At 69.8% G+C, this 22,979-nt stretch carries 24 protein-coding genes and 1 tRNA gene; 14 read left to right on the plus strand and 11 right to left on the minus strand.

The window, feature by feature from the left end:
- Positions 1 to 51: 51 nt before the first annotated feature.
- Positions 52 to 1,317, minus strand: coding sequence for a PTS transporter subunit EIIC (locus tag OG568_RS31290; protein WP_266413632.1), 1,266 nt, complete (start codon positions 1,315 to 1,317; stop codon positions 52 to 54).
- A 269-nt stretch (positions 1,318 to 1,586) separates the two neighbouring features.
- Entirely contained in the window at positions 1,587 to 2,876 is a 1,290-nt protein-coding gene (locus OG568_RS31295; RefSeq protein WP_266413633.1) for a PTS transporter subunit EIIC, read from the minus strand.
- 174 nt (positions 2,877 to 3,050) lie between these two features.
- Here OG568_RS31295 and OG568_RS31300 point away from each other — a divergent pair, with 174 nt between their 5' ends.
- The 4 genes from OG568_RS31300 to rdgB all read left to right on the plus strand — a co-directional run bounded on the left by OG568_RS31300 (position 3,051) and on the right by rdgB (position 5,303).
- Positions 3,051 to 3,284 carry a glucose PTS transporter subunit EIIB gene (locus tag OG568_RS31300; RefSeq protein WP_030569190.1) on the plus strand — a complete coding sequence of 78 codons (234 nt, stop codon included), beginning with the start codon at positions 3,051 to 3,053 and terminating at the stop codon, positions 3,282 to 3,284.
- 130 nt (positions 3,285 to 3,414) lie between these two features.
- Positions 3,415 to 4,149, plus strand: coding sequence for a ribonuclease PH (gene rph, locus OG568_RS31305; protein ID WP_266624991.1), 735 nt, complete (start codon positions 3,415 to 3,417; stop codon positions 4,147 to 4,149).
- A 124-nt stretch (positions 4,150 to 4,273) separates the two neighbouring features.
- Positions 4,274 to 4,666, plus strand: a complete 393-nt coding sequence (locus OG568_RS31310; RefSeq protein WP_266413635.1) for a hypothetical protein — start codon at positions 4,274 to 4,276, stop codon at positions 4,664 to 4,666.
- A gap of 34 nt (positions 4,667 to 4,700) precedes the next feature.
- Entirely contained in the window at positions 4,701 to 5,303 is a 603-nt protein-coding gene (rdgB, locus tag OG568_RS31315) for an RdgB/HAM1 family non-canonical purine NTP pyrophosphatase (protein ID WP_266624989.1), read from the plus strand.
- A gap of 55 nt (positions 5,304 to 5,358) precedes the next feature.
- On the opposite strand, the gene OG568_RS31320 is transcribed toward rdgB, so the two are convergent.
- Both OG568_RS31320 and OG568_RS31325 read right to left on the minus strand, forming a co-directional pair.
- Positions 5,359 to 5,443: transfer RNA gene (locus OG568_RS31320), tRNA-Leu, on the minus strand.
- 54 nt (positions 5,444 to 5,497) lie between these two features.
- Positions 5,498 to 6,526, minus strand: coding sequence for an HNH endonuclease signature motif containing protein (locus tag OG568_RS31325; protein WP_329533955.1), 1,029 nt, complete (start codon positions 6,524 to 6,526; stop codon positions 5,498 to 5,500).
- Between the two features lie 209 nt (positions 6,527 to 6,735).
- Here OG568_RS31325 and OG568_RS31330 point away from each other — a divergent pair, with 209 nt between their 5' ends.
- A complete protein-coding gene (locus OG568_RS31330; RefSeq protein ID WP_329533956.1) occupies positions 6,736 to 7,221 on the plus strand; it encodes a GNAT family N-acetyltransferase in 486 nt (161 codons plus the stop codon).
- A 26-nt stretch (positions 7,222 to 7,247) separates the two neighbouring features.
- On the opposite strand, the gene OG568_RS31335 is transcribed toward OG568_RS31330, so the two are convergent.
- The 3 genes from OG568_RS31335 to OG568_RS31345 form a co-directional block, all read right to left on the minus strand.
- Positions 7,248 to 7,568: a DMT family transporter gene (locus tag OG568_RS31335; protein WP_329533957.1), complete on the minus strand. Its 321-nt coding sequence runs from the start codon at positions 7,566 to 7,568 to the stop codon at positions 7,248 to 7,250.
- Between the two features lie 186 nt (positions 7,569 to 7,754).
- On the minus strand, positions 7,755 to 8,057 hold the full coding sequence (locus OG568_RS31340; RefSeq protein ID WP_187285621.1) for a GroES family chaperonin: 303 nt from the start codon (positions 8,055 to 8,057) through the stop codon (positions 7,755 to 7,757).
- 127 nt (positions 8,058 to 8,184) lie between these two features.
- The gene (locus OG568_RS31345) at positions 8,185 to 8,523 is read right to left on the minus strand and encodes a DUF3618 domain-containing protein (protein ID WP_329533958.1); all 339 of its coding nucleotides are present in this window, start codon (positions 8,521 to 8,523) and stop codon (positions 8,185 to 8,187) included.
- Positions 8,524 to 8,668: 145 nt separating this feature from the next.
- Between OG568_RS31345 and bcp the strand changes: the two genes are divergently transcribed.
- Positions 8,669 to 9,136, plus strand: coding sequence for a thioredoxin-dependent thiol peroxidase (gene bcp, locus OG568_RS31350; protein WP_329533959.1), 468 nt, complete (start codon positions 8,669 to 8,671; stop codon positions 9,134 to 9,136).
- Positions 9,137 to 9,217: 81 nt separating this feature from the next.
- Here the strand turns inward: bcp and OG568_RS31355 are convergent, their stop codons facing one another.
- Positions 9,218 to 11,707, minus strand: coding sequence for a transglycosylase domain-containing protein (locus tag OG568_RS31355; protein ID WP_329533960.1), 2,490 nt, complete (start codon positions 11,705 to 11,707; stop codon positions 9,218 to 9,220).
- A gap of 210 nt (positions 11,708 to 11,917) precedes the next feature.
- Here OG568_RS31355 and OG568_RS31360 point away from each other — a divergent pair, with 210 nt between their 5' ends.
- The 4 genes from OG568_RS31360 to OG568_RS31375 are packed head-to-tail and all read left to right on the plus strand — an operon-like array spanning position 11,918 to position 15,600.
- A complete protein-coding gene (locus OG568_RS31360) occupies positions 11,918 to 12,718 on the plus strand; it encodes an ABC transporter permease (RefSeq protein ID WP_266650449.1) in 801 nt (266 codons plus the stop codon).
- A gap of 28 nt (positions 12,719 to 12,746) precedes the next feature.
- Positions 12,747 to 13,676 (plus strand): ABC transporter permease, encoded by a 930-nt coding sequence (locus OG568_RS31365; protein WP_443077894.1) that lies wholly within the window; start codon positions 12,747 to 12,749, stop codon positions 13,674 to 13,676.
- 6 nt (positions 13,677 to 13,682) lie between these two features.
- Positions 13,683 to 14,684, plus strand: coding sequence for an ABC transporter ATP-binding protein (locus OG568_RS31370; protein WP_266413646.1), 1,002 nt, complete (start codon positions 13,683 to 13,685; stop codon positions 14,682 to 14,684).
- 10 nt (positions 14,685 to 14,694) lie between these two features.
- Positions 14,695 to 15,600 carry a DUF1707 SHOCT-like domain-containing protein gene (locus OG568_RS31375; protein ID WP_329533962.1) on the plus strand — a complete coding sequence of 302 codons (906 nt, stop codon included), beginning with the start codon at positions 14,695 to 14,697 and terminating at the stop codon, positions 15,598 to 15,600.
- Between the two features lie 25 nt (positions 15,601 to 15,625).
- Here OG568_RS31375 and OG568_RS31380 read toward each other — a convergent pair whose 3' ends face one another.
- Positions 15,626 to 16,960, minus strand: coding sequence for an SGNH/GDSL hydrolase family protein (locus OG568_RS31380; protein ID WP_329533963.1), 1,335 nt, complete (start codon positions 16,958 to 16,960; stop codon positions 15,626 to 15,628).
- A 260-nt stretch (positions 16,961 to 17,220) separates the two neighbouring features.
- Here OG568_RS31380 and OG568_RS31385 point away from each other — a divergent pair, with 260 nt between their 5' ends.
- The 3 genes from OG568_RS31385 (at position 17,221) to OG568_RS31395 (ending at position 20,839) form a co-directional block, all read left to right on the plus strand.
- Positions 17,221 to 18,648, plus strand: coding sequence for a DUF445 domain-containing protein (locus OG568_RS31385; RefSeq protein ID WP_443077791.1), 1,428 nt, complete (start codon positions 17,221 to 17,223; stop codon positions 18,646 to 18,648).
- Positions 18,649 to 18,742: 94 nt separating this feature from the next.
- Entirely contained in the window at positions 18,743 to 20,236 is a 1,494-nt protein-coding gene (locus OG568_RS31390; RefSeq protein WP_329533964.1) for an MFS transporter, read from the plus strand.
- A 90-nt stretch (positions 20,237 to 20,326) separates the two neighbouring features.
- Entirely contained in the window at positions 20,327 to 20,839 is a 513-nt protein-coding gene (locus OG568_RS31395) for a hypothetical protein (RefSeq protein WP_329533965.1), read from the plus strand.
- A 59-nt stretch (positions 20,840 to 20,898) separates the two neighbouring features.
- On the opposite strand, the gene OG568_RS31400 is transcribed toward OG568_RS31395, so the two are convergent.
- Positions 20,899 to 21,387: a DUF2269 family protein gene (locus OG568_RS31400; RefSeq protein WP_266582672.1), complete on the minus strand. Its 489-nt coding sequence runs from the start codon at positions 21,385 to 21,387 to the stop codon at positions 20,899 to 20,901.
- Positions 21,388 to 21,573: 186 nt separating this feature from the next.
- Here OG568_RS31400 and OG568_RS31405 point away from each other — a divergent pair, with 186 nt between their 5' ends.
- Positions 21,574 to 22,602, plus strand: a complete 1,029-nt coding sequence (locus OG568_RS31405; protein WP_329533966.1) for a GlxA family transcriptional regulator — start codon at positions 21,574 to 21,576, stop codon at positions 22,600 to 22,602.
- Positions 22,603 to 22,640: 38 nt separating this feature from the next.
- Here OG568_RS31405 and OG568_RS31410 read toward each other — a convergent pair whose 3' ends face one another.
- On the minus strand, positions 22,641 to 22,943 hold the full coding sequence (locus OG568_RS31410; protein WP_266413653.1) for a hypothetical protein: 303 nt from the start codon (positions 22,941 to 22,943) through the stop codon (positions 22,641 to 22,643).
- Positions 22,944 to 22,979: the final 36 nt, after the last annotated feature.

Genomic DNA, 22,979 nt, shown 5'->3' on the forward strand with positions numbered 1-22,979 from the left:
ACGAAAGGGCCCCCGGAGGATTCTCCGGGGGCCTTCGGTCGTGTGCGGGGGCTACTTGGCCTCCGCCTTCAGCAGCTCCGCCAGCTCCTCGTCGGACTCGCGGCCCGGCGTGGGGAGGTTCCACTTGATGATCGCGAAGCGGAAGACCGCGTAGTAGACCACCGCGAAGCACAGACCCACCAGGACCAGGCCCCACGGATTGGTCGCGATGCCGAGGTTCAGACCGAAGTCGACCGCGCCCGCCGAGAAGCCGAAGCCGTCCTTCATGCCGAGCGCCCAGGTCAGCGCCAGCGAGACACCGGTGAGGACCGCGTGGATGGCGTACAGGACCGGCGCGATGAACATGAACGTGAACTCGATCGGCTCGGTCACGCCCGTCACGAACGAGGTCAGCGCGATCGAGAGCATCATGCCGCCGACGACCTTGCGGCGCTCGGGCCGGGCGCAGTGCACGATCGCCAGGCACGCGGCCGGGAGGCCGAACATCATGATCGGGAAGAAGCCGGTCATGAACTGGCCCGCGGTCGGGTCGCCGGCCAGGAAGCGCGCGATGTCACCGCTCTTGCCGTGGTAGTCGCCCGCCTGGAACCACGGGTAGGAGTTCAGCAGGTGGTGCATGCCGATCGGGATCAGCGCGCGGTTGGCGACACCGAAGATACCGGCGCCGACGGCACCCGAACCGACCAGCTTCTCACCGAAGTTGTGCAGACCCGTGCCGAGGACCGGCCAGATGTAGCCGAAGACGATGCCGATCAGCAGACCCGCGAAGGCGGACAGGATCGGGACGAGCCGACGGCCGCCGAAGAAGCCCGCCCAGTCGGGCAGCTTGGTCCGGTAGAACCTCTGGTACAGCAGGGCGACGACTATGCCCATCACCACACCGCCCAGGACCTTGGCGTCCACGGGGGCGTTCACCATGACCACCTTGCCGTCGACGGCCGTGGCCACCTTCGGCAGGTTCTTGTCGGTGAACGTGGCCAGCACGTTCTTGAAGACCAGGTAGCCGACCACGGCCGCCAGCGCCGTGGAGCCGTCCGACTTCTTCGCGAAGCCGATCGCGATGCCCACCGCGAACAGCAGTGCCATATTGTCCAGAATGGCGTTGCCACCGGCCGTCATAAAGCCGGCGATCTTGGTGAAGAACGTGGGGAAGGACGGGCGTCCCAGCATGTCCGTGTTGCCGAGACGCACGAGGAGCGCGGCGGCGGGCAGTACGGCGACCGGCAGCATCAGGCTGCGGCCGATGCGCTGCAGGACAGCCATCGCGCCGGAGCCCTTCTTCTTGTCGGCCGCGGGAGCGGCGCTGGCCGTGGTCACAACTTCCTCCAGTGGGCAAGGCGCCGCCCAGGGGACAAGGAAGGTGGGTGGGGACGGCGTGGTCTACACCACTCAGTGGTGTAGACCTGTTGTAGCACGGTGAAGGTGAGATAAGGAACCCGCGAATTTTGTGGCCCGGGTCATAAGGGGACGAACCGGTTCCGGGCGCGACAGAGCCGCGCCCCACAGGGGCGCGGGGAACTGCGCGACCAGCCCCCACCGGCCCGCGGCCGAAGAGCGACCCGCATCCGGCCGCCCCCGCGGAGCGCTTACGCCTTGGTCGTGTCCTCGTGCTCCTCCTCCGACTCCCGCCCCGGAGTCCGCAGGTCGAACTTCGTGATCGCGAACCGGAAGATCACGTAGTACACGACCGCGAAGCACAACCCGATCGGCACGACCGCCCACGGCCTGGTCGCCAGATGCCAGTTGATGACGTAGTCGATGAGCCCCGCGGAGAAGGTGAAGCCGTCGTGCACGCCCAACCCCCACGTCACCGCCATCGACACCCCCGTCAGCAGCGCGTGGATCGCGTACAGCACCGGCGCGACGAACAAGAACGAATACTCGAGCGGTTCCGTGATGCCCGTGACGAACGAGGTCAACGCGACCGACAGCATCAACCCGCCGATCTCCTTGCGGCGCTCGGGCCGGGCACAGTGCGTGATGGCCAGGGCCGCCGCCGGCAGCGCGAACATCATGATGGGGAAGAACCCGGACGTGAACTGCCCGGCGTTCGGATCGCCCGCCAGGAACATGTTGATGTCACCGTGCACGACCGTCCCGTCCGGCGTGGTGTAACTGCCGAACTGAAACCAGACGGGCACGTTCAGAAACTGGTGCAGGCCGATCACCAGCAGCGCCCGGTTGGCCACCCCGAAGACACCGGCACCCCAGTAACCCAGCCCCACCAGCCAGTCGCCGAAGTGCTCAAGGCCCCGTCCCACCGGCGGCCAGATCCACAGACACAACGCCGCGAAGGCGACGGCCACGAACGCCATGATGATCGGCACCAGCCGTCGCCCGTTGAAGAAGCCGAGCCAGTCGACCAGCCTGGTGCGGTGGTAGCGCTGCCAGAAGTACGCGGTCATCAGCCCCATGACGATGCCGCCGAACACCCCCGGATTCTGGTACGTGAACGGCGCCACCGAAGAGTCGGCCGCCTGGCAGCCGATGTTCGTGAGCACCTTCGCCCCGCCCGCGCAGCTCACCGGGAACTGGCGCAGCACGTTGTAGTAGACGAGGAAACCGGCGACCGCCGCGAGCGCCGTCGACCCGTCCGCCTTCTTCGCCATACCGATGGCCACGCCCACGCAGAACAGCAACGGCAGCCCGAGCGACCCGTCGAGCAGCGCGCCGCCCGCACCCCTCATGACCTTGGAGACGTTGTCCCAGCCGAGCCCCTCGGCACCGAACACACCAGGCTGACCGAGCCCGATCAGGAGGCCCGCGGCCGGCAGCACGGCGATCGGCAGCTGGAGGCTGCGGCCCATCTTCTGAAGCCCCTGGAACAGCTTGTTCCAGCGGGCCCGTGCGGGCGCGGGGGCGCTGTCGGCACTCATGGGCGTCCTTCGGACGGGGCCGGGTTGGCTACGCGCCGCCCACTGGTGTAGACCAGTCGACGAACGGTCGCACTGTCGTGAACGCCATCATTCGGCACACACGACAAGGCCGCTCGCAAAGATGGGCCAACTGTGGGTTACTGCGACAAAGCGGTTCTGATCAGGGAGTAGGACATGGCCACGAAGGCTGAGAAGATCGTCGCCGGGCTCGGCGGCATCGACAACATCGAAGAGGTCGAAGGCTGCATCACCCGCCTGCGCACCGAGGTCGTGGACCCGAGCAAGGTCGACGAGGCCGCCCTGAAAGCCGCAGGCGCCCACGGCGTCGTCAAGATGGGCACCGCCATCCAGGTCGTCATCGGCACCGACGCCGACCCCATCGCCGCGGACATCGAAGACATGATGTGAACCGCATCGAAGACATGATGTGAACCCATGTGAGACAACGGGCCACCCATGAGCCCCGCACCTCACCCCTGAGTGGCCGCTTCCGCAACCGGAGGCGGCCACTCAGCCGTATACGGCTAGGCTCATCGCCATGTCTCGAATCGACGGCCGCACCCCCGAACAACTGCGCCCCATCACCATCCAGCGCGGCTGGAGCAAGCACGCCGAGGGCTCCGTCCTCGTCTCCTTCGGCGACACCAAGGTGTTCTGCACCGCCTCCGTCACCGAAGGCGTCCCGCGCTGGCGCAAGGGCAGCGGAGAGGGCTGGGTCACCGCCGAGTACTCCATGCTCCCCCGCGCCACGAACACCCGCGGAGACCGCGAGTCGGTCCGCGGCAAGATCGGCGGCCGTACGCACGAGATCTCACGCCTCATCGGCCGCTCCCTGCGCGCCGTCATCGACTACAAGGCGCTCGGCGAGAACACCATCGTCCTCGACTGCGACGTCCTCCAGGCCGACGGCGGCACACGTACGGCGGCCATCACCGGCGCGTACGTGGCCCTCGCCGACGCGATCACCTGGGCACAGGCCAAGAAACTGGTCAAGCCCGGCCGCAAGCCCCTGACCGGCACGGTCTCCGCCGTCTCGGTCGGCATCGTCGGCGGAGTCCCCCTCCTGGACCTCTGCTACGAGGAGGACGTGAAGGCCGACACCGACATGAACGTCGTCTGCACCGGCGACGGCCGCTTCGTCGAGGTCCAGGGCACCGCGGAGGCCGAGCCCTTCGACCGCAAGGAGCTCAACGCTCTGCTCGACCTCGCCCTCGCCGGCTGCGACGAACTCGCGACGATCCAACGGACGGCCCTCGAGGCAACCGCGGAATAACTCTTAGCGTTCTTAGGGGTACGGGCGTACGGTCCAGCCGTGCGCCCCGTCGGCCCCCGCACGGGCCGAGCCGACCGCGCCACGGGGTCGACCACATGTTTTGTCCACGGGGAGGGACCATTCCATGGCCGCGCGCCACCGACGCCGCACAGCCGCATTCGCCGTCGCCGCCGTACTCGTCGCCCTGCCGGCGGCCGTCGGCTGCGACGCCGTCAACAAGGCCCTGGACTGCGTCCAGACCGCCGACTCCATCGCCGACAGCGTCACCGATCTCCAGCAGGCCGTGGAGAACGCGGCGAACGACCCGACGCAGACCGACGAGTCCCTCAACGCGATAGAGAAGAACCTCGACAAGATCGGCGACAAGACGGACAACGCCGACGTCAACAAGGCGGTCGACGACCTCAACAAGGCCGTCGGCAACGTCCGCACGGCCATCAAGAACGGCGACAGCACCCCCGACGTCGGCCCGGTCACGGACGCGGCCGGCGAACTGACCAAGGTGTGCACGCCGTAACGAGCAACTCTCCGGCCCTTGGATACTGGTCCCCATGACCCGCCTGATCCTCGCCACCCGCAACGCCGGAAAGATCACCGAGCTGAAGGCGATCCTCGCCGACGCAGGTCTCACCCACGACCTCGTCGGCGCGGACGCCTACCCGGACATCCCCGACGTCAAGGAAACCGGCGTCACCTTCGCCGAGAACGCCCTCCTCAAGGCCCACGCCCTGGCCCAGGCCACCGGCCTGCCCGCCGTCGCCGACGACTCCGGCCTCTGCGTGGACGTCCTGAACGGGGCCCCCGGAATCTTCTCCGCCCGCTGGGCGGGACGGCACGGCGACGACCGCGCGAACCTGGACCTCCTCCTCGCCCAGCTCTCGGACATCGACGAACTCCACCGGGGCGCCCACTTCGCCTGCGCGGCGGCGCTCGCCCTGCCGGACGGCACGGAGCGGGTCGTCGAGGGCCAGCTGAGGGGCACGCTGCGCCACACCCCGACCGGCACGAACGGCTTCGGCTACGACCCGATCCTCCAGCCGGAGGGGGAGAAGCGGACGTGCGCGGAGCTCTCCGCCGAGGAGAAGAACGCGATCAGCCACCGGGGGAAGGCGTTCCGGGGGCTGGTGCCGGTGGTTCGGGAGTTGTTGGGCTGACACGACAGAGCCGTGGGGTCGCCCTCGGGGGGCGGGCCCACGGCTCTGTCGGCAGTGCGGCCGGTGGGACTCGAACCCACACGGGTGTGAACCCACTGGGACCTAAACCCAGCATGACTGCCAAATTCCATCACGGCCGCTCAAAAACGGTCATCGCGCTCGACCGGCGGCGTTCAGTCTACGGGGAGAACAGGTCACCCGGCGAGAGGCGCCCTCCCCTTCTGGCGGCACCACGTCTCCGTCAGTGCATGACAGTTGGGGCACAGGTATCGCAGATTCTCCCTGCGGTTGTCCCGCCAGTCCCCATTGACATGGTCGATCTGCAAGGTGATCGGGCGGCCTAGCCACTCACCGGCGTTGCCGCACCCCGTACAGGTATATGGCACCCCAATCTCGGTCATGGCGCGGTGGAGCTGGGCCCTGTTGGTCCGTCCGGCTTGGTCCGGCAGGACGACCAGCACCCGGTGCGCGGTTGATGAGAGTGCTGGGCGCTCCGGCCGCCCCCAGGCCCGGCGCTTGAAGTGGCTGGTGTCGAGATCGAGGCGGGAGGCGGCGCGCCGGACGCGCCGGTGATTGGTGTCGTTGACGTCCATACCGAGACCGCGCAAGACGTCGGCATAGCTGGTGGAGCTGCGCACGAGACAGATCAACCTGTCCTCGGGAATCGGCGCACGCCGGTAGGAGAAGTGCCCGATATCGATGCGCTGGATTGCCAGCATGCGGCTCAGCGTTGCGCGCGAGCGGCTGTCGTCCGGAACGCCCAGCGCGCGGGCCACGCCACGCACGCTCGCGGCTGCGGCTGCGGCTGTCCGTAGTTCCTCCGAGGTGAAGGGCAGGTCCAACTCGGGCCGATCCATGCCCGGGAAGTGGCTGATGTCGATGCCCGCCGCGCTGATGCGGCGTCGGATGTGGGAGAGCGTTCCCGTGGCCGGGGTGGCGCCCAGTTTCAGGGCCACTTCGCGCAGCGAGGACGATGAGGCGGCAGCTTCGGCGATGGCGACATCCGGGTACTTGCGCCATGGGCTGCGCTTGACGAAGTGGCTCGTGTCGAGCCCGTGACTCGCTACTTTCTCCTGGAGTACACGACGTTGGCCTCCACTCGTCCTGAGACCGAGCCGTCGCATGAGATCGGTCCAGTTGCGCGCCTCGGCGATGACCGGCGCGAGTCGTTCCCTGCAATACGGGTCTGGTTCTGGCGCGGCGTGGCCGGGGTTGGTCGCCATCGGTTCCGCTGTACTCCGCACGCTCATGTACCCCACCTGTCTCGACTGCACGTTCGTGGCCTCGTACGGAGTAACGAACCGTTTATCGGATGGTCACGTCCGGCTTTTGGTACCGTGCTGATCAGCAGTCAGGCCTTTCGGATTCGGACATGGCGTCCACCCGGGAGGCTTTTTTCATGCCCGGGATCCGAAATCTTTGGAGGGGGACCATGTCCGACACGGCCGTGCGCCTCGCCGATGACGCCGACCGCCCCGTGCTCGACCGTCTCTGGGCGCTGTTCCAGCACGATCTGTCCGAGTTCCGGGGCGTGTTGCCCCATCCGGACGGCTCGTTCCGCAGTGAGCGGCTGGAGGCGGCGTTCGCGGACGGTGACCGGGTGCCGTATCTGGTGACGAGGGGGGAACACCCCGTCGGGTTCGTCTTCGTGCGGGGGCTGGACGGTCCGATCCGCGTGCTCAGCAGCTTCTTCGTGGTGCGCGGGGCGCGTCGGACGGGGGTCGGGCTGTGTGCCGTCTGTGAGGTCGTCGCCCGGCATCCGGGGCCGTGGGAGGTCGCCTTCCAGGACGACAACCCGGGCGCCGTGCGCTTCTGGCGCCGTGTCGCCGCCGATATCGCGGGCGATGCCTGGACGGAGGAGCGCAGGCCGGTACCGGGGCGACCGGACCTGGCTCCCGATGTGTGGATCTCGTTCTGACGCGGTGGGAGCGGGAGGGGGTGCCCTCAGTGCCCCGACGTCACCTTCAGGCCCACCACCGCCACCAGGAGCAGGCAGACGAAGAAGATGCGGGCGGCGGTCGCCGGTTCGCCGAGGACGAGCATGCCGAGTAGCGCCGCGCCGGCCGCGCCGATGCCGACCCAGACGCCGTAGGCGGTGCCGATGGGGAGGGACTTGGCGGCGCAGGAGAGAAGGATCATGCTCGCCACGATGCCCGCGCACGTCAGGACGCTCGGGACCAGTCGCGTGAAGCCGTCGGTGTACTTCATGCCGATCGACCAGCCGACTTCGAGCAGGCCGGCGACGAGCAGCAGGATCCAGGCCATGGGAGGCACCTCCGTGAGTGATCTGAGTGATCAACAGGGGTGCGTCGTCTTTGCCTGGGAGCTTTTTCGCTCTCCGCCCGGTACGGCGCGTCTCGTCGGGGTCCTTCCAGCGCCTTCCACGGTAGCAAAGCACAGGCAAAAGGGGCTGGTGACCATGGTCACCAGCCCCGTCGTGCGGGTTGCGAGCTACAAATACAGGCCGGTGGAGTCTTCGGAGCCCTCGAAGCGGTCCGCCGCCACGGCGTGCAGATCGCGCTCGCGCATCAGGACGTACGCGATTCCCCGCACCTCGACCTCGGCCCGGTCCTCGGGGTCGTAGAGGACACGGTCGCCCGGTTCCACCGTCCGTACGTTCTGTCCGACCGCGACGACCTCGGCCCAGGCGAGGCGTCGGCCGACGGCCGCCGTCGCGGGGATCAGGATGCCGCCGCCGGAACGCCGCTCGCCCTCGGCGGCGTCCTGCCGGACCAGCACGCGGTCGTGCAGCATCCGGATGGGCAACTTGTCGTGGTGGGGGGTCTGCTTGTCCCGATTGGCGCTCACGTCCAGAACCTACCTGCCTTTGAGCCGTCCGTACGCAGCCGGGTCGGGCCGGGTCACGTCGAGTCGGGCCGGGTCAGCGCTTGCGGCGCCGTGAGCCGACGACGAGCAGGCCCACGCCTGCGGCCGCGACGAGCGCGATGGGCACGATGCGCTCCAGGCGCGGCGCGCCGTCCTCGGTGACGAACTGGCCCTTCACATCGCCGACGACCCGGTTGACGCCGACGTAGGCGCGGCCGAGGGTGTGGTCGATCTGGGCGGCGACCTTGGCCTTGGCGTCGCCGACGATCGTCTTCGGGTGGACCCGTACGCCGATCTCGTCGAGCGTCTCGGCGAGAGTTTCGCGGCGGCGCTTGATGTCCGCCTCGATCTGCGCCGGAGTCCTGGTATCCGACGTTCTCGACGTATCCGACACCGCGCTGCCTCCGTGGTCGTGTTCCGATCTTTGCCTCTGTGCCTTCGACAGTCTGTCAGCTCGGGCCGCCGCCCACCCCTCGGCACCCCCATTACGCTCGTTCCCGTAGTTCCGTAAGCATTCACCCCGGCCACGTGAGGTTCCGATGAGCGAGCGACTCCAGCCCGGCGACACCGCCCCCGCCTTCACCCTGCCCGACGCCGACGGCAACGAGGTCTCCCTCGCCGACCACAAGGGCCGCAAGGTCATCGTCTACTTCTACCCAGCCGCCCTGACCCCCGGCTGCACCAAGCAGGCCTGTGACTTCACGGACAACCTCGATGTGCTGGCCGGTGCCGGGTACGACGTCATCGGGGTCTCCCCGGACAAGCCCGAGAAGCTCGCCAAGTTCCGTGAGAAGGAGTCGCTGAAGGTCACGCTGGTCGGCGACCCCGACAAGGCGGTCCTGCAGGCGTACGGCGCCTACGGCGAGAAGATGAACTACGGCAAGACGTACGTCGGTGTCATCCGCTCCACGGTGATCGTGGACGAGGAGGGCAAGGTCGAGCGGGCGCTGTACAACGTGAAGGCGACCGGCCACGTGGCGAAGATCATCAAGGACCTGGGGATCTGAGGTCCTGGACCTGGGGTTCCTGGATCTGAGGTTCCTGTACCCGCGGATCCAGGAACCGCCGTTCGTCCGGCCGGGCGCGGGTCACTGCTTTCGTGACGTCAGCGCGCCCAGTGGTCCCCCTCCCGCGGTCGTCCCCGCCGTGCCGCCGTCCGTGGTCCCGCCCGACGGGGCCGCGGTGTCGCCGCCGGTGGTGGTGCCGGCGTCCGTGGTGCCGCCGGTGGTCGTCCCGTCGGTCGTGCCGCCGCCGGTGGTGGTGCCGCCGTCCGTCTGGCCCTGCGTCTGCCCTTGGGTCTGACCTTGCGTCTGGCCCTGGGTCTGGCCGTCCGTCTGGCCCTGGGTCAGCCCCTGCGTATCGTCCGAGGGCGGGCTCTGGGTGGCCGTTCCGCCGGTGGTCTGGCCCCCGTCGGTCTCGTCGCCGGTGCCGGGGGGCTGGTCGGTGGGGCCGGTGCTCGGGAGCTGCTGCTCCTGCGCGCCGGGCTGGAGCTGGAGGTCGAAGTCCTTCGGGCTGCTGCCCTTGAGCGCGGCCTTCGTGTACTGCGCCCAGATCTGCGCCGGGTAGCCGCCGCCGTTGACGCGGGGCTGGCCGAGGGCGCCGTAGAGGGACTCGTGGGTGCCGGTGTCGGGGTCCTGGCCCATGACGGAGACGACGGTGGCGAGGTCGGGGGTGTAGCCCGCGAACCAGGCCGCCTGGTCCTCCTCCGCGGTGCCGGTCTTGCCCGCGGCGGGCCGGCCGGCGGCCAGTGCGGCCGTGCCGGTGCCGCCCTCGACGACGCTCCGCAGGACGGACGTGGTGGTGTCGGCGGCCTCCCGGCTCACCGCCCGCTCGGTGTCCTGCTCGGGCAGGCTCACGGCCGGCATGCCGTCCTTGGTGACCTTCTCGACGAGGGTGTACGTGCCGTGCCTGCCATGGTTGGCGAGTGTCGCGTACGCCTCCGCCATGTCGAGGACGCTGGCCGTGGACGGGCCGAGCGCGATGGAGGGGGTGGCGGTCAGGTCGGGGGTGGTGGAGGGGATGCCGAGGGCGACGGCCGTCTGCTTGACCTTGCCGGGGCCGACGTCCACGGCCATCTGCGCGTACACGGCGTTGACGGACTTGTCGGTGGCAGTGCGAACCGTGATGGGCCCGTACGAGACGTTGTCCTCGTTCTCGGGCGCGTACGAGCCGCCGTTCCAGCCCTGCACCGGGCGCTTGTCGGTGCCGTCGTAGACGGTGTTCGGGGTGATCGTGCGGCCGTCCTGTGTCTGCGAGCCGTTCTCCACGGCCGAGGTGAACACGAGCGGCTTGAAGGTGGAACCGACCTGGTAGTCACGGCGCGTCGCGTTGTTGACGTACTGCTTGGTGTAGTCGATGCCGCCGTACATCGCGACGACGTCGCCGGTGGCCGGGTCGATGGAGACGCCGCCGGCGCGGACGTACCGGTCGACCTTGCGGTTCTTCTTGTCGAGCTTCGACATCACCTGGTCGTCGACGGCCTTGACGAAGGCGTTCTGCCTGGACTTCTGCAGGGTGGTGGTGATGCGGTAGCCGCCGGTGGTGAGGGTGTCCTCGTCGATGATCTTGTTGGAGACGAGGTAGTCCTTGACCGCCTGCACCAGGTAGCCGCGCTGGCCCGACATGGCGGCCGCGACCACCTCCTGCTTGGGCTGCGGGAACGTGACCTTGGCCCGGTCCGCCTGGGCCAGCCACTTCTTCTTGACCATGCCGTCGAGGACGTAGTTCCAGCGGGCGAGGGCCGCGGACTTGTTCTCGGGGTGCGCGACCACGTCGTACTCGCTCGGTGCGTTCAGGAGCGCCGCGAGGTAGGCGCCCTGGCCGACCGACAGGGTCTTGGCGTCGACGCCGTAGTACGCCTGGGCGGCGGCCTGGATGCCGTACGCGTTGCGGCCGAAGTAGCTGGTGTTGAGGTAGCCCTCGAGGATGTCGTCCTTGCTCTTCTGGCGGTCGAGCTTGATGGAGATGAAGAACTCCTTCACCTTCCGTGTGGCGGTCTGCTCCTGGCCCAGGTAGTAGTTCTTCACGTACTGCTGGGTGATGGTCGAGCCGGACTGCTTGCCCTTGCCGGTGGCGGTGTTCCAGCCGGCGCGGATCATCGCCTTCGGGTCGACGGCGGACTCGGTGTAGAAGTCGCGGTCCTCGGCGGCGAGCGCCGCGTGCTGGGCGGCCTTGGAGATCTCCGCGAGTGCCACGTTCTCGCGGTTGACCTCGCCGTCGCGGGCGAGCTGGCTGCCGTCGGCGTACAGGTAGACGTTGCTCTGCTTGGTCGCGGCGGCGTTCGCGGGCGGGATCTTGACCAGGTAGTAGCCGAGTGCGAACAGGCCGATCACGAGCAGTATCGCGCCGAGGATCGTGCCGAGCACCATCCGCCAGGTCGGGATGAGCCGTCCCCAGCCGGTCCGCTTGCGCCTGGGCTTCTTCCCCGGCTTGCCCGGGTTCCCCGGTGCGTCCGTCCCACCCGGCTCGCCCGGTGTGCCGTCCCTGCCCGGCTCGCCCGGTGCCGCGTGAAGCACCGGTTCCGGTTCCCTGGGGGCCCAGCCCTGGCTGCTCTGCTGCGGCTGCGGCTTGTCACTCATCTGTTCGCCGGACTCCTGTTTCGCATCGTACGTCGCCGTACGCCCTCATACGCCTGGTGCGCCCCCTGTTGAAGACTGTCGTACCAAGCGTTCCGTTCCCGGATCCCGGCACGTGTCGCGCCTGAAAATGCCTGGCAGGCGAAGCCGGGCGGAGGCTAGGCTCCTGCGCTTCGGCCACAACGGCCCTTCAGGCGCAAGGAGGACTTCCTCGTGGGGACAGGGCGGTTGTACACGGCCGTCGCGGTGGGCGGGTTCCGGCGCTACGCCACTTATCGGACGGCGACGGCGGCAGGGGTGTTCACCAACACCGTGTTCGGGCTGATCCTGGCGTACATCTTCATGGCGCTGTGGGACGAGAAACCGCACCTCGGCGGCTATGACCAGGCTCAGGCGCTCACCTACGTGTGGCTCTCCCAGGCGCTGCTCATGGCGATGGCCACCATGGGCGGCGGCTTCGAGGACGAACTGATCGAGCGCATCCGTACGGGTGACATCGCGATCGATCTGTACCGTCCTGTCGACCTCCAGTTGTGGTGGTTGTCCCAGGACGCGGGGCGGGCCATGTTCCATCTGCTGGGGCGCGGAGTGGTGCCCCTGGCGTTCGGCGCGCTCTGCTTCGAGCTCGCGCTCCCCGCCGACCCGCTGACGTGGATCGCGTTCCTGGTCGCGGTCGCGCTCGGGATAGTCGTGAGCTTCTCGATCCGCTACCTGGTGGCGCTGTCCGCGTTCTGGTTGCTCGACGGGGCGGGTGCGGCGCAGATGTCCATGATCGCGGGTGTCTTCTGCTCGGGGATGCTGCTGCCGCTGAACGTCTTCCCGGGCGCGCTGGGCGAGGTCGTACGCGCTCTGCCCTGGTCCTCCCTGGTCCAGGGCCCCGCGGACGTCCTCCTCGGCACCGCGGATCCCCTCGGCACGTATGTCTTCCAGGCGTCCTGGGCCCTCGGGCTGCTGGCCCTGGGCCGGCTGATCCAGTCGGTGGCGACCCGGAGGGTGGTGGTGCAGGGTGGCTGACTCGGTGGACGCGGGGACCGGCGGCCCGATGGACGGATCGGTGGGCTCGGTGGATGAGCGGCCGGTCCAGGGTTCGAGGGATGGGTGGCCGGTCCAGGGCTCGGGGGCGCCGGGCTCGGGGACGCTGGGTGCGCGGCAGGGCACGTATGCCCGCGTGCGCGACGGTGTCCGCGCCTATCGGATGATCGCCGCGATGTGGATCCGCTCCACGATGGCCTACCGCGCCTCCTTCGTGATGACCACCTTCGGGAACTTCGCGGCGACCGCCCTCGACTTCGTCGCGGTGCTGCTGATGTTCTCGCGGGTCGACCGGCTCGGCGGCTACAGCCTGCCCGAGGTCGCCTTCCTGTACGGCGTCTCGGCCACCTCCTTCGGGATCACGGACCTGGCGGTCGGCTCGATGGACCGGCTCGGGCGCCGGGTGCGCGACGGCACGCTCGACACGCTTCTCGTACGCCCCGTCCCGGTTCTCGCCCAGGTCGCGGCCGACCGCTTCGCGCTGCGCCGCCTCGGGCGGGTCACCCAGGGGCTGTTGGTCCTCGGGTACGCGATGGTCGTACTCGACATCGACTGGACGCCGCTCAGACTGCTCATGGTCCCGCTGATGCTGCTGTGCGGCGCCGCCGTCTTCGCGGCCGTGTTCGTGGCGGGCGGGGCCTTCCAGTTCGTCGCGCAGGACGCCTCCGAGGTGCAGAACTCCTTCACGTACGGCGGCACCACGCTCCTGCAGTACCCGCCGACCGTCTTCGCCAAGGACCTGGTGCGTGGGGTCACCTACGTGCTCCCGCTGGCCTTCGTGAACTGGCTGCCCGGGCTGTACGTGCTGGGCCGGCCCTATCCGCTCGACCTGCCGACCTGGGTCGCCTTCACCCCGCCCCTGGTCGCGGCGGGCTGCTGCGCGCTGGCGGGGATCGCGTGGCGGGCGGGACTTCGTTCCTATCGCAGCACGGGGAGTTGAACCGACATGGAAACAGGCCTGATGACGGACCCGGTCAGGGATCCGGTGGGCGATTTCATCGAACTCGAGGGCGTCGAGAAGGTCTTCGACGTCCGTAAGAAGACCGGCTTCCTGCGCAGCGAACGGCGCCAGGTACGGGCCGTGGACTCCCTCTCCTTCACCGTGGCACGCGGTGAGATGGTCGGCTACATCGGCCCGAACGGCGCGGGCAAGTCGACGACCATCAAGATGCTCACCGGCATCCTCACCCCGAGCGCCGGCCGGCTGCGGGTGGCGGGCATCGACCCGTCCCGCGAGCGGACCCGGCTCGCGCAGCGCATCGGGGTCGTCTTCGGGCAGCGTACGACCCTGTGGTGGGACCTTCCGCTGATCGACTCCTACCGGCTGATGCACCGCATGTACCGGATCCCGGACGCCCGTTACCGCGAGAACCTCGACCGCTGCGTCGAACTGCTGGACCTGGAAGCCCTGTTGGACGTCCCGGTGCGCCAGCTCTCGCTGGGCCAGCGGATGCGCGGCGACATCGCGGCGGCGCTGCTGCACGACCCCGAGGTCCTCTACCTGGACGAACCCACCATCGGCCTCGATGTGATCAGCAAGGCCAAGGTCCGTTCCTTCCTGCGGGACCTGAACGCCGAGCGCGGTACGACGGTGCTGCTGACCACGCACGACCTCACCGACATCGAGCAGTTGTGCCGGCGGGTGATGGTCATCGACCACGGACGGCTGATGTACGACGGTCCGCTGACCGGGCTGCACGAGGTGGGGGAGAGCGAGCGGACCCTCGTGGTCGACCTGGAGCGGGAGCTTCCGCCGATCGAGGTGGACTCGGCGCGGGTGGTGAAGGTGGAGGGGCCCCGGCAGTGGCTCGCCTTTCCCGCGTCGGCGTCGGCGGCCGAGCTGGTGGCGCGGATCGCGGCCGAGTTCCCCCTGGTGGACCTCTCGGTGCGGGAGCCGGACATCGAGGCGGTCATCAGCCGCATGTACGCGGAGAAGGCTCTCTCGTAGGGTGAGTCCCATGACCGAGGATGCGCCTTCCAGGGGAAGCGACGACCAGCGACCGACGCCGGCGGACCCCGGAACCCCGGGCTCGGAGCTCCGGGCTTCCGACGCCGATCGCGAACGGGTCGCCGAACAGCTGCGGGACGCCCTCGCGGAGGGCCGTCTCGACATGGAGGAGTTCGAGGAGCGGCTGGAAGCGGCGTTCAAGGCGCGGACGTACAGGGAGTTGGCGCCACTCACCCGTGATCTGCCGGGCGCGCACGCCGCGGCCCCGGTCTCCATGGTCAAGCAGCCCGAGGAGAGCGGGAGTTGGGCGGGGCGGATCGTCGGTGGCGAGGGTTCGTCCTCGTGGGGCGTGGCGATCCTGTCGGGCTTCGAGCGCAAGGGCCGCTGGACGGTGCCGGGGCGCTTCAACTCCTTCGCCTTCATGGGCGGTGGCGAGATCGACCTGCGCGAGGCGAACTTCGCGGACCGTGAGGTCGTCATCAACTGTGTCGCCGTCATGGGCGGCATGAACGTCATCGTGCCGCCCGGCGTCGAGGTCGTCGTCCGCGGGATCGGCATCATGGGTGGCTTCGACCACCGCGAGGAGGGCCGGTCCGGGGACCCGGGCGCCCCGCGCGTGATCGTCACGGGCTTCGCCTTCTGGGGCGGCGTCGGTGTGGAGCGCAAGCTGACCCGTGCCGAGCGGCTGCGTCTGAAGGAGGAGCGCCGCCAGGAGAAGCTGGAGCGCAAGAGCGCCCGCAAGGAACTGGAGGGTTCCCGGCGGGACGGCCTCGGTGACATGTTCGACGCTCTCGACGATGCCCAGGACCTCATCCGCGAGCGCCACGAGGAACGCAGGGAGCGCCAGGAGGAGCGCAGGGAACGCCACCGGGAGCGCCGGGACGAGCGGCATCGGCGCAGGCACGGCGGCTACTAGTCTCCGGTTGAGTGGAGCGCCCCGTTCACAGCTCCGCAGGCGTCGCCCCCTTCAGATCCCCGAGCTCGAACACCTCCGCCATCCGCTCGTACCCCTTGTCGCTGGGGTGCAGATGGTCCCCGGAGTCGTAGTCGGCCCGCAGTCGCCGCGGATCGTAGGGATCCCGCAACGCCTCGTCGAAGTCGACGATGGCGTCGTACACCTTCCCCGCCCGGATCTCCGCGTTGACGGTCCGGCGCACGGCGTCACGCGTGCGTGAGTACCCGCGGTGCCCGCCGAAGGGCATCAGCGTGGCCCCGACGACCCGCAGGCCGCGCGCGTGCGCCCGCCGCACCATCTCCCGCAGTCCGTCGGTGATGGCCGCCGGATCGGCCTGGCCCTGGTTGCGCAGGATGTCGTTGACGCCGAGGTCGATGACGACGGCCTTGACGTTCGTACGGTCGAGCACGTCGCGCTCGAGACGGTTCAGCCCGCTCGGGTTGTCGGCGGGCCGGCCGAGTCCTTCGGCGAGGACCTGGTTGCCGCTGATGCCCTGGTTGACGACGCTGTAGCGAGGTACGTCCCCGGAGCCGGCCGCGGTGCGCAGCCGGTCCGCGAGGATGTCCGTCCAGCGGTGGTTGGCGCCCTCCGTGGAGGTGATGCCGTCGGTGATCGAGTCGCCCAGGGCGACGACGGTGCCGACGGATTCGTCGCTCAGTACGTCGAGCGCGGTGAGGTAGCGCCAGTGCGGGGTCCGCTCGGTGTACGCGGTGGCGGTCACGTCCTCGGTGCGGTCGCCCTGGGCGGCGTAGGAGATCTGCCGTGCGTGCGGGTGGTAGGTGACCGGGCCGGACGGGGTCGGGGAGTACGTGGTCACGAGGACGTCGGAGTCGCGCGGGACGCGGACGCGCACGGCGTCGCTCATGACCTGCTGCCCGGGCGGGACGATCACGGTGGTGCTGCCGGAGAAGGTGAGGCGGCGCATGGTGTCGGCCACCGCCGCCGCGTCGTTCTCGGCCGCGGCGACGGCGATCGAGGCGTGCGTGATGTTCAGCGGCTGCTGCCCGTAGAGGTTGGACAGGGTGATGCGGGCCTCGGTGCCGCCGACGTCCGTGTGCACGACGTTGCGCACGGAGCGGCCCGCCATGCCGTTCGTCTCGGTGCCGGGCTCGGCCGCGGCGGGGGAGGCCGACCAGGTGCCGACCCAGGTGCCCGCGGAGGCGGGGGCGGCCGAGTCGCGCGGGGCGCGGTTGTCGGCGGTGGCGTTGCGGGTGCCGCCCGTGCCGTGGTCGGCGGCGACACCCACGTATATGGCTCCGGATATGGCCACGATCATGGCGATGACGGCGGCCAGCAGGGCATAACCGTGACGCTTGGTCATGCGGTGCGTGTCTCCTCGGGCGAGGGGAGCCCGAGGCTCCGAAGTGATGATCACATGATGCGGTACGGGGTGGGGAAGAAATCGACGGGCCCCTACCGTGGCCTCGAACGACCCTGAGATGTCCCGGAGACGGCCCCAGGATTCCCCTGAGTTCCCCCCGCCCGAACAGACGCAGGGAACTCCTGTTCCGTTCCGGGAGTCGGTCAGGAAGGGACAATGTGTACGGAGCCCTCGGACGGCTCGGCGAACGGGTGGAGTGAATGGAACGAACAGAACCGGAAGACGCGGGCGCCGAAGGGCGGCACGCCCTGCCCGGCGCCCCCACCGACCGCGCGACGATCACCATCGAGCAGGCCGAGCGCACGACGGCCGGCCCCGGCCGGGAACGGCGGGCGACGACCGCCCCGGGCCCGCCGAACCGCGCGATGACCTCGTTCAGCCCCGCCGACGAGGAGAGGCGCCGCGGCGTCCGCCGTATGAAGGTGACGGCCACCGGCCTGCTGCTCTTCGTCGCCCTCGTCTACGTCCTCGCGAAATGGGCGTCCCACGAGGGCGCGGGCGGCTGGGCCGGTTACGTCGCGGCGGCCGCCGAGGCCGGCATGGTCGGCGCGCTCGCCGACTGGTTCGCGGTCACGGCCCTCTTCCGTCACCCGCTCGGCCTGCCCATCCCGCACACCGCGATCATCCCCACCAAGAAGGACCAGCTGGGCGTCTCGCTCGGCGAGTTCGTGGGCGAGAACTTCCTCTCCTCCGACGTCGTACGACAGCGTCTGCGCGCCGTGGGCATCGGCAGCCGCCTCGGTTCCTGGCTCGCCGAGCCGGAGCACGCCGACCGGGTGACCGCCGAGCTCGCCGCCGCGCTCAGAGGTGCCCTGACCGTGCTGCGCGACTCCGACGTGCAGGCGGTGGTCGGGGAGGCGATCACCCGCCGCGCCGACGCCCAGGAGATCGCGCCCGGCATAGGGAAGATGCTGGAGAAGATCGTCGCGGACGGCGGCCACAAGCGGGTCGTGGACCTGATCGTCGTCCGCGCCCATGACTGGCTGGTGTTCCACGACGAGCAGGTCATGGACGCGATCCAGGGCGGCGCGCCCGGCTGGACCCCGCGCTTCGTCGACAAGAAGGTCGGCGAGCGGGTCTACAAGGAGCTGCTGCGCTTCGTCACCGAGATGCGCGACGCCCCCTCCCATCCGGCCCGCGGCGCCCTCGACCGGTTCCTCAGCGACTTCGCCTCCGACCTCCAGTCCGACACCGACACCCGCGCGCGCGTGGAGCGCCTGAAGGGCGAGGTGCTCGGCCGCGGTGAGGTCCAGGACCTGATCGCCTCCGCCTGGACGGCCGTACGGTCCATGATCGTGTCCGCCGCCGAGGACGAGCGCAGTGAGCTGCGGCTGCGCGTGCGGGCCTCGCTGCTCTCGCTGGGCGCCCGCATGGCCACCGATGCCAAGCTCCAGGCGAAGGTCGACGGGTGGGTCGAGGGCGCGGCGGTGTACGTCGTGACGACGTACCAGACGGAGATCACCTCCCTCATCACCGACACCGTGGCCGGCTGGGACGCCGAGCACACGACCAGGAAGATCGAGGCCCACATCGGCCGTGACCTGCAGTTCATCCGGATCAACGGCACGGTGGTGGGTTCGTTGGCCGGGTTGCTGATCTATACGGTGTCGCGGATCGTGGGGGCGTAGATCCCTCTCGGGAGGGCGTGACCGCACTCGGGCGGGCGTAGGCCGTGCTCCGGAGGGAACCCGGGCAGGCGTCGCTCGACGAGGAGGGAGCCTCATGTCCGCCGTTGAGGAAGAGGGCCGGGGGAGAGGCCCCGATCAAGCCGGGGGCCGGGTCACCACCGCCGTGCCCGCCCGTCTCGACCGCCTCCCGTGGTCGCGCTGGCACTGGACCGTGGTGATCGGCCTCGGCACGGTGTGGATCCTCGACGGACTGGAAGTCACGGTCGTCGGCAACATCGCGGGCCGCCTCTCCGAGCCCGGCAGCGGCCTGCCGATCACCTCCGCGCAGGTCACCGGCACCGCGGCCGCCCTCTATGTGGCCGGCGCGTGCGTCGGGGCGCTGTTCTTCGGCCGCCTCACCGACCGCTTCGGCCGCAGGAAACTGTTCATGGTCACCCTGGCGGTCTACCTCGCGGCCACGGCCCTGACCGCCCTCTCCTTCGAGCCCTGGTGGTTCTTCACCTTCCGCTTCCTCACGGGCTTCGGCATCGGCGGCGAGTACGCGGCCATCAACTCCGCGATCGACGAGCTGATCCCCTCCCAGTACCGCGGCCGGGTCGACCTGATCATCAACGGCAGCTTCTGGCTGGGCGCGATCGGCGGCTCCCTGCTGTCGATCGTCGCGCTGGACACCGACCTCTTCCCGGCGAACATCGGCTGGCGGCTGACCTTCGCCCTCGGCGTGGTCCTCGGCCTGGTCATCCTCCTCGTACGCCGCAATGTCCCGGAGAGCCCACGGTGGCTGCTGATCCACGGCCGGCAGGAGGAGGCCGAACGGCTGGTGGCCTCGGTGGAGGAACAGGTCCGCGCGGAGCTGGGCGGCCGCGAGCTGCCGCCCCCCGCCGGGGAGATCACCATCCACCAGCGCAAGAGCATCGGCTTCCTCACCATCGCCCGCACGGTGTTCGCGACCTACCGCAAGCGCGCCGCGCTCGGCCTCTCCCTCTTCATCGGCCAGGCGTTCCTCTACAACGCGATCACCTTCGGCTTCGGCGCGATCCTGACGAAGTTCTACGATGTCCCGGCGGGCGCCACCGGCTACTACTTCGCGGTGATCGCGTTCGGTAACTTCCTCGGCCCGCTGCTGCTCGGCAGGTTCTTCGACACGGTGGGCCGCCGCCCGATGATCTCGTCGACGTACCTGCTTTCCGGGCTGCTGCTGTTCGGCACGGCCTGGCTCTTCGGCCGGGGCTCGCTGAGCGCGGTGACCCTGACGGCCTGCTGGTGCGTGGCCCTCTTCTTCGCCTCGGCGGGTGCGTCGAGCGCCTACCTCACCGTCTCCGAGATCTTCCCGATGGAGACCCGTGCGATGGCCATCGCCTTCTTCTACGCCCTCGGCACGGCGGCCGGCGGCATCAGCGGACCGCTGGTCTTCGCGGACCTCACCCAGTCCGGCGTGGTCGGCGACACCGTGCTGGCCTTCCAGATCGGCGCGGGCCTGATGTGCGCGGCGGGCCTGGTCGCCGCGTTCCTCGCGGTGAACGCCGAACGGCGCTCGCTGGAGGACATCGCGACCCCGCTGTCGGCGGCACCCGCCGAATCCACCTGAGCGCGAGAGGCCGAGTACGGGAACGGGAGTACGGGAACCTGAGTACGCGTACTCTGTCGGCCCGCCGCCCGGACGGGAACCCTCGTACGCATGACCGAGAAGCTGTTAGGCCCTCTGCGAACGCGCCCCTGGCCGGAACGCTGGCTGACGCGCGTGCTCGGCGCCGCCCTCTCCGGCGCGGCGTACCTCCTCTGCCTCCCCTGGGACCTGCGCAACCGCCCCGGGGCGACCGGGTCGATCACCGAGACGACCTCGATGACCGTCCTCGGCGCCGTCCTCCTCGGCGTGGCCCTGCTGCTCCTGGCCGCTTACCTCGGCCGTCGGGACGCGCTGGCCTGGCCCCTGCTGCTGGTGGCGGGACCACCGGCCGCACTCATGTACCTGTCCTTCCACTCCCACCCGGAGCCCCCGGACGCGACGGTCTGGCCGCTTACCTGGGCGTTCTTCACCCTGGTGGTCGCGGCGGGGGTACTGATCGCGACGGCGGTGGCGAGGCGGTACCGGGCGGCGGACTGGGCGAAGTCCTCGGACGTGGGGGACTTCTGGGACACCGGGGACCGCTGGGACTCACGGGCCGCGGAAGTGACGGCTTACGGACCGTAGAAGTGACGGTTTACGGGCCGTAGACGTACGCCTGTCCCCGCATGAGCCGGATCCCATGGCTAAGCACCCGTGGTGGACCCCGGTCGGACGATCATCAAGATCGTGACGGTGGCCCACAGGAGGTTGAAGAGCCCGGTGAACATGGCGAGCCGGCCGGTGGCCCGACGAGCCGCCTCGCCCGCACCGCTGTTTCCTACGTTTCCCATGGTTCCTATGCCCTCCATGAGCGCGGTCTGCCGGGGCAGGACCAGCGCGGCGAGGACGACGGCGGCCAGGGTCGTCAGCGCGATCGAGACGATCAGCCAGGTGTCGCCGAGCACGCCCATGTTCTTGGCCGTGGCGAACCCGAACACGGGCACGGCGACGCCGACCGTCGCGTACACACGGCAGATGCCGTGCAGCACCCGGACGGTGGAGAGGGCCTGGGCGTCCCCGGGCTCGGCGAGCGCCTTGCGCACACTGGGCGGGAACATGCTGGCGGCGACGGTCACGGGCCCGACGGCGACGATCGCGGCGAGGACGTGCACGGCGAGGAGGAACTTGTTCACGGGCCGACGCTAGGGGCGCGCACGATCACACGGAAGCGGCACTTCTGCCACGACCCAACGGATTCTCGCCATGACACTCACCAGGGTTGCGACGCCGCGATTCCACGGAGCCGGGCACGACCGTACGAGGCCATACAGCCACAGACCCCTCTTGGCCGCAATCCGTCGTATGTCTACGCTTTGGCCATGCACACCGTGGCCGTACTGGCACTCGACCAGGTCATCCCGTTCGACCTCTCCGCCCCGATCGACTCCTTCGGCCGGGCCCGGCTGCCGGACGGCCGGGAGCCCTACCGGATCCGGGTCTGCTCGCCCACGGCGGACGAGGAGGTGAGCGCGGGCCCGTTCACGATCCGCGCCCCCTACGGCCTGGAGGCGCTCGCCGAGGCCGACACGATCATCCTGCCCGGCGTCGCGGACCCGACCGCCCCGCTCCCGCCCGGCGTGACGGAGGCACTGCGCGCGGCGGCCGCGAACGGCACCCGGATCGCCTCGATCTGCGTCGGCGCCTTCCTCTTCGCCGCCACCGGCCTGCTGGACGGACTGCGCGCCACCACCCACTGGGTCGCGGCCGCGGACCTGGCGGCCAGGTACCCGGCGGTGACCGTCGACCCGAACGTCCTCTACGTGGACAACGGCCAGTTCCTCACCTCGGCGGGCGCGGCCGCCGCCCTCGACATGTGCCTGCACATGATCCGCAACGACCACGGTTCGGCGGTCGCCGCGCACGCGGCCCGGATGTCGGTCATGCCCCTCGAACGGGAGGGCGGCCAGGCCCAGTTCATCATCCACGACCAGCCCCCGGTACCGGCGGGCACCACGATGGAGCCCCTCCTCGGCTGGCTGGAGGAGAACGCGGACCGCGAGCTGACCCTGGAGGACATCGCCGCCCACGCCGGCATGAGCACCCGTACGCTCAACCGCCGCTTCCGCGAACAGACCGGCACCACACCGCTCCAGTGGCTGCACCGCGCCCGGGTCCGCCGCGCCCAGTACTTGCTGGAGACGACCGCGTACCCGGTCGAACGCATCGCGGCCCAGGCGGGGTTCGGCTCACCGACGGCGTTCCGGGAGCGGTTCAAGCGGGTGGTGGGGACGAGCCCGTACGCGTACCGCCGCGCGTTCCAGAGCACGGAACCGACTGCGGTCCCGGGCCCGGTCCCGGCCACGCTCCCGGAGTCCGTGTCCGCTGCTGCCGCCGCCGCGGCCTCGTAGGCCTCAGGCCCTCGGACGCCGAGGGGCTCTGTGCTTGCTCAGGACCGCCGGTCGGCCACGGCCCACGAGGCGAGGGCCACGGCCCCGGCGACGCCGAACACGGAGGGCCAGGCCCCCACCTTCTTGGCCAGCGGGTGGGACCCGGCGAAGGCGGCGACGTACGCGACGGTCAGCGCCCCGGCGGCCTTCCCGCCCGCCTGCCGCCGCCACTGCTGCGCCGCCGTGGCCCCGGCGGCAGCCAGCACCACCCCACCGAGCTGCCGCTTCCTGGTCCACCGGGCCACGCCGTACCCGCCGATGAGCCCACCCGCGGCCACCGCCGCGGCCGGTACCTTCGCCATTGCTGCCTCCCGCTCCTGCCTGCGTCTGTCGAACAA

Origin of the sequence: Streptomyces sp. NBC_01450, from assembly GCF_036227505.1 — a bacterium.
In the GTDB taxonomy this organism is placed as follows: Bacteria; Actinomycetota; Actinomycetes; order Streptomycetales; family Streptomycetaceae; genus Streptomyces.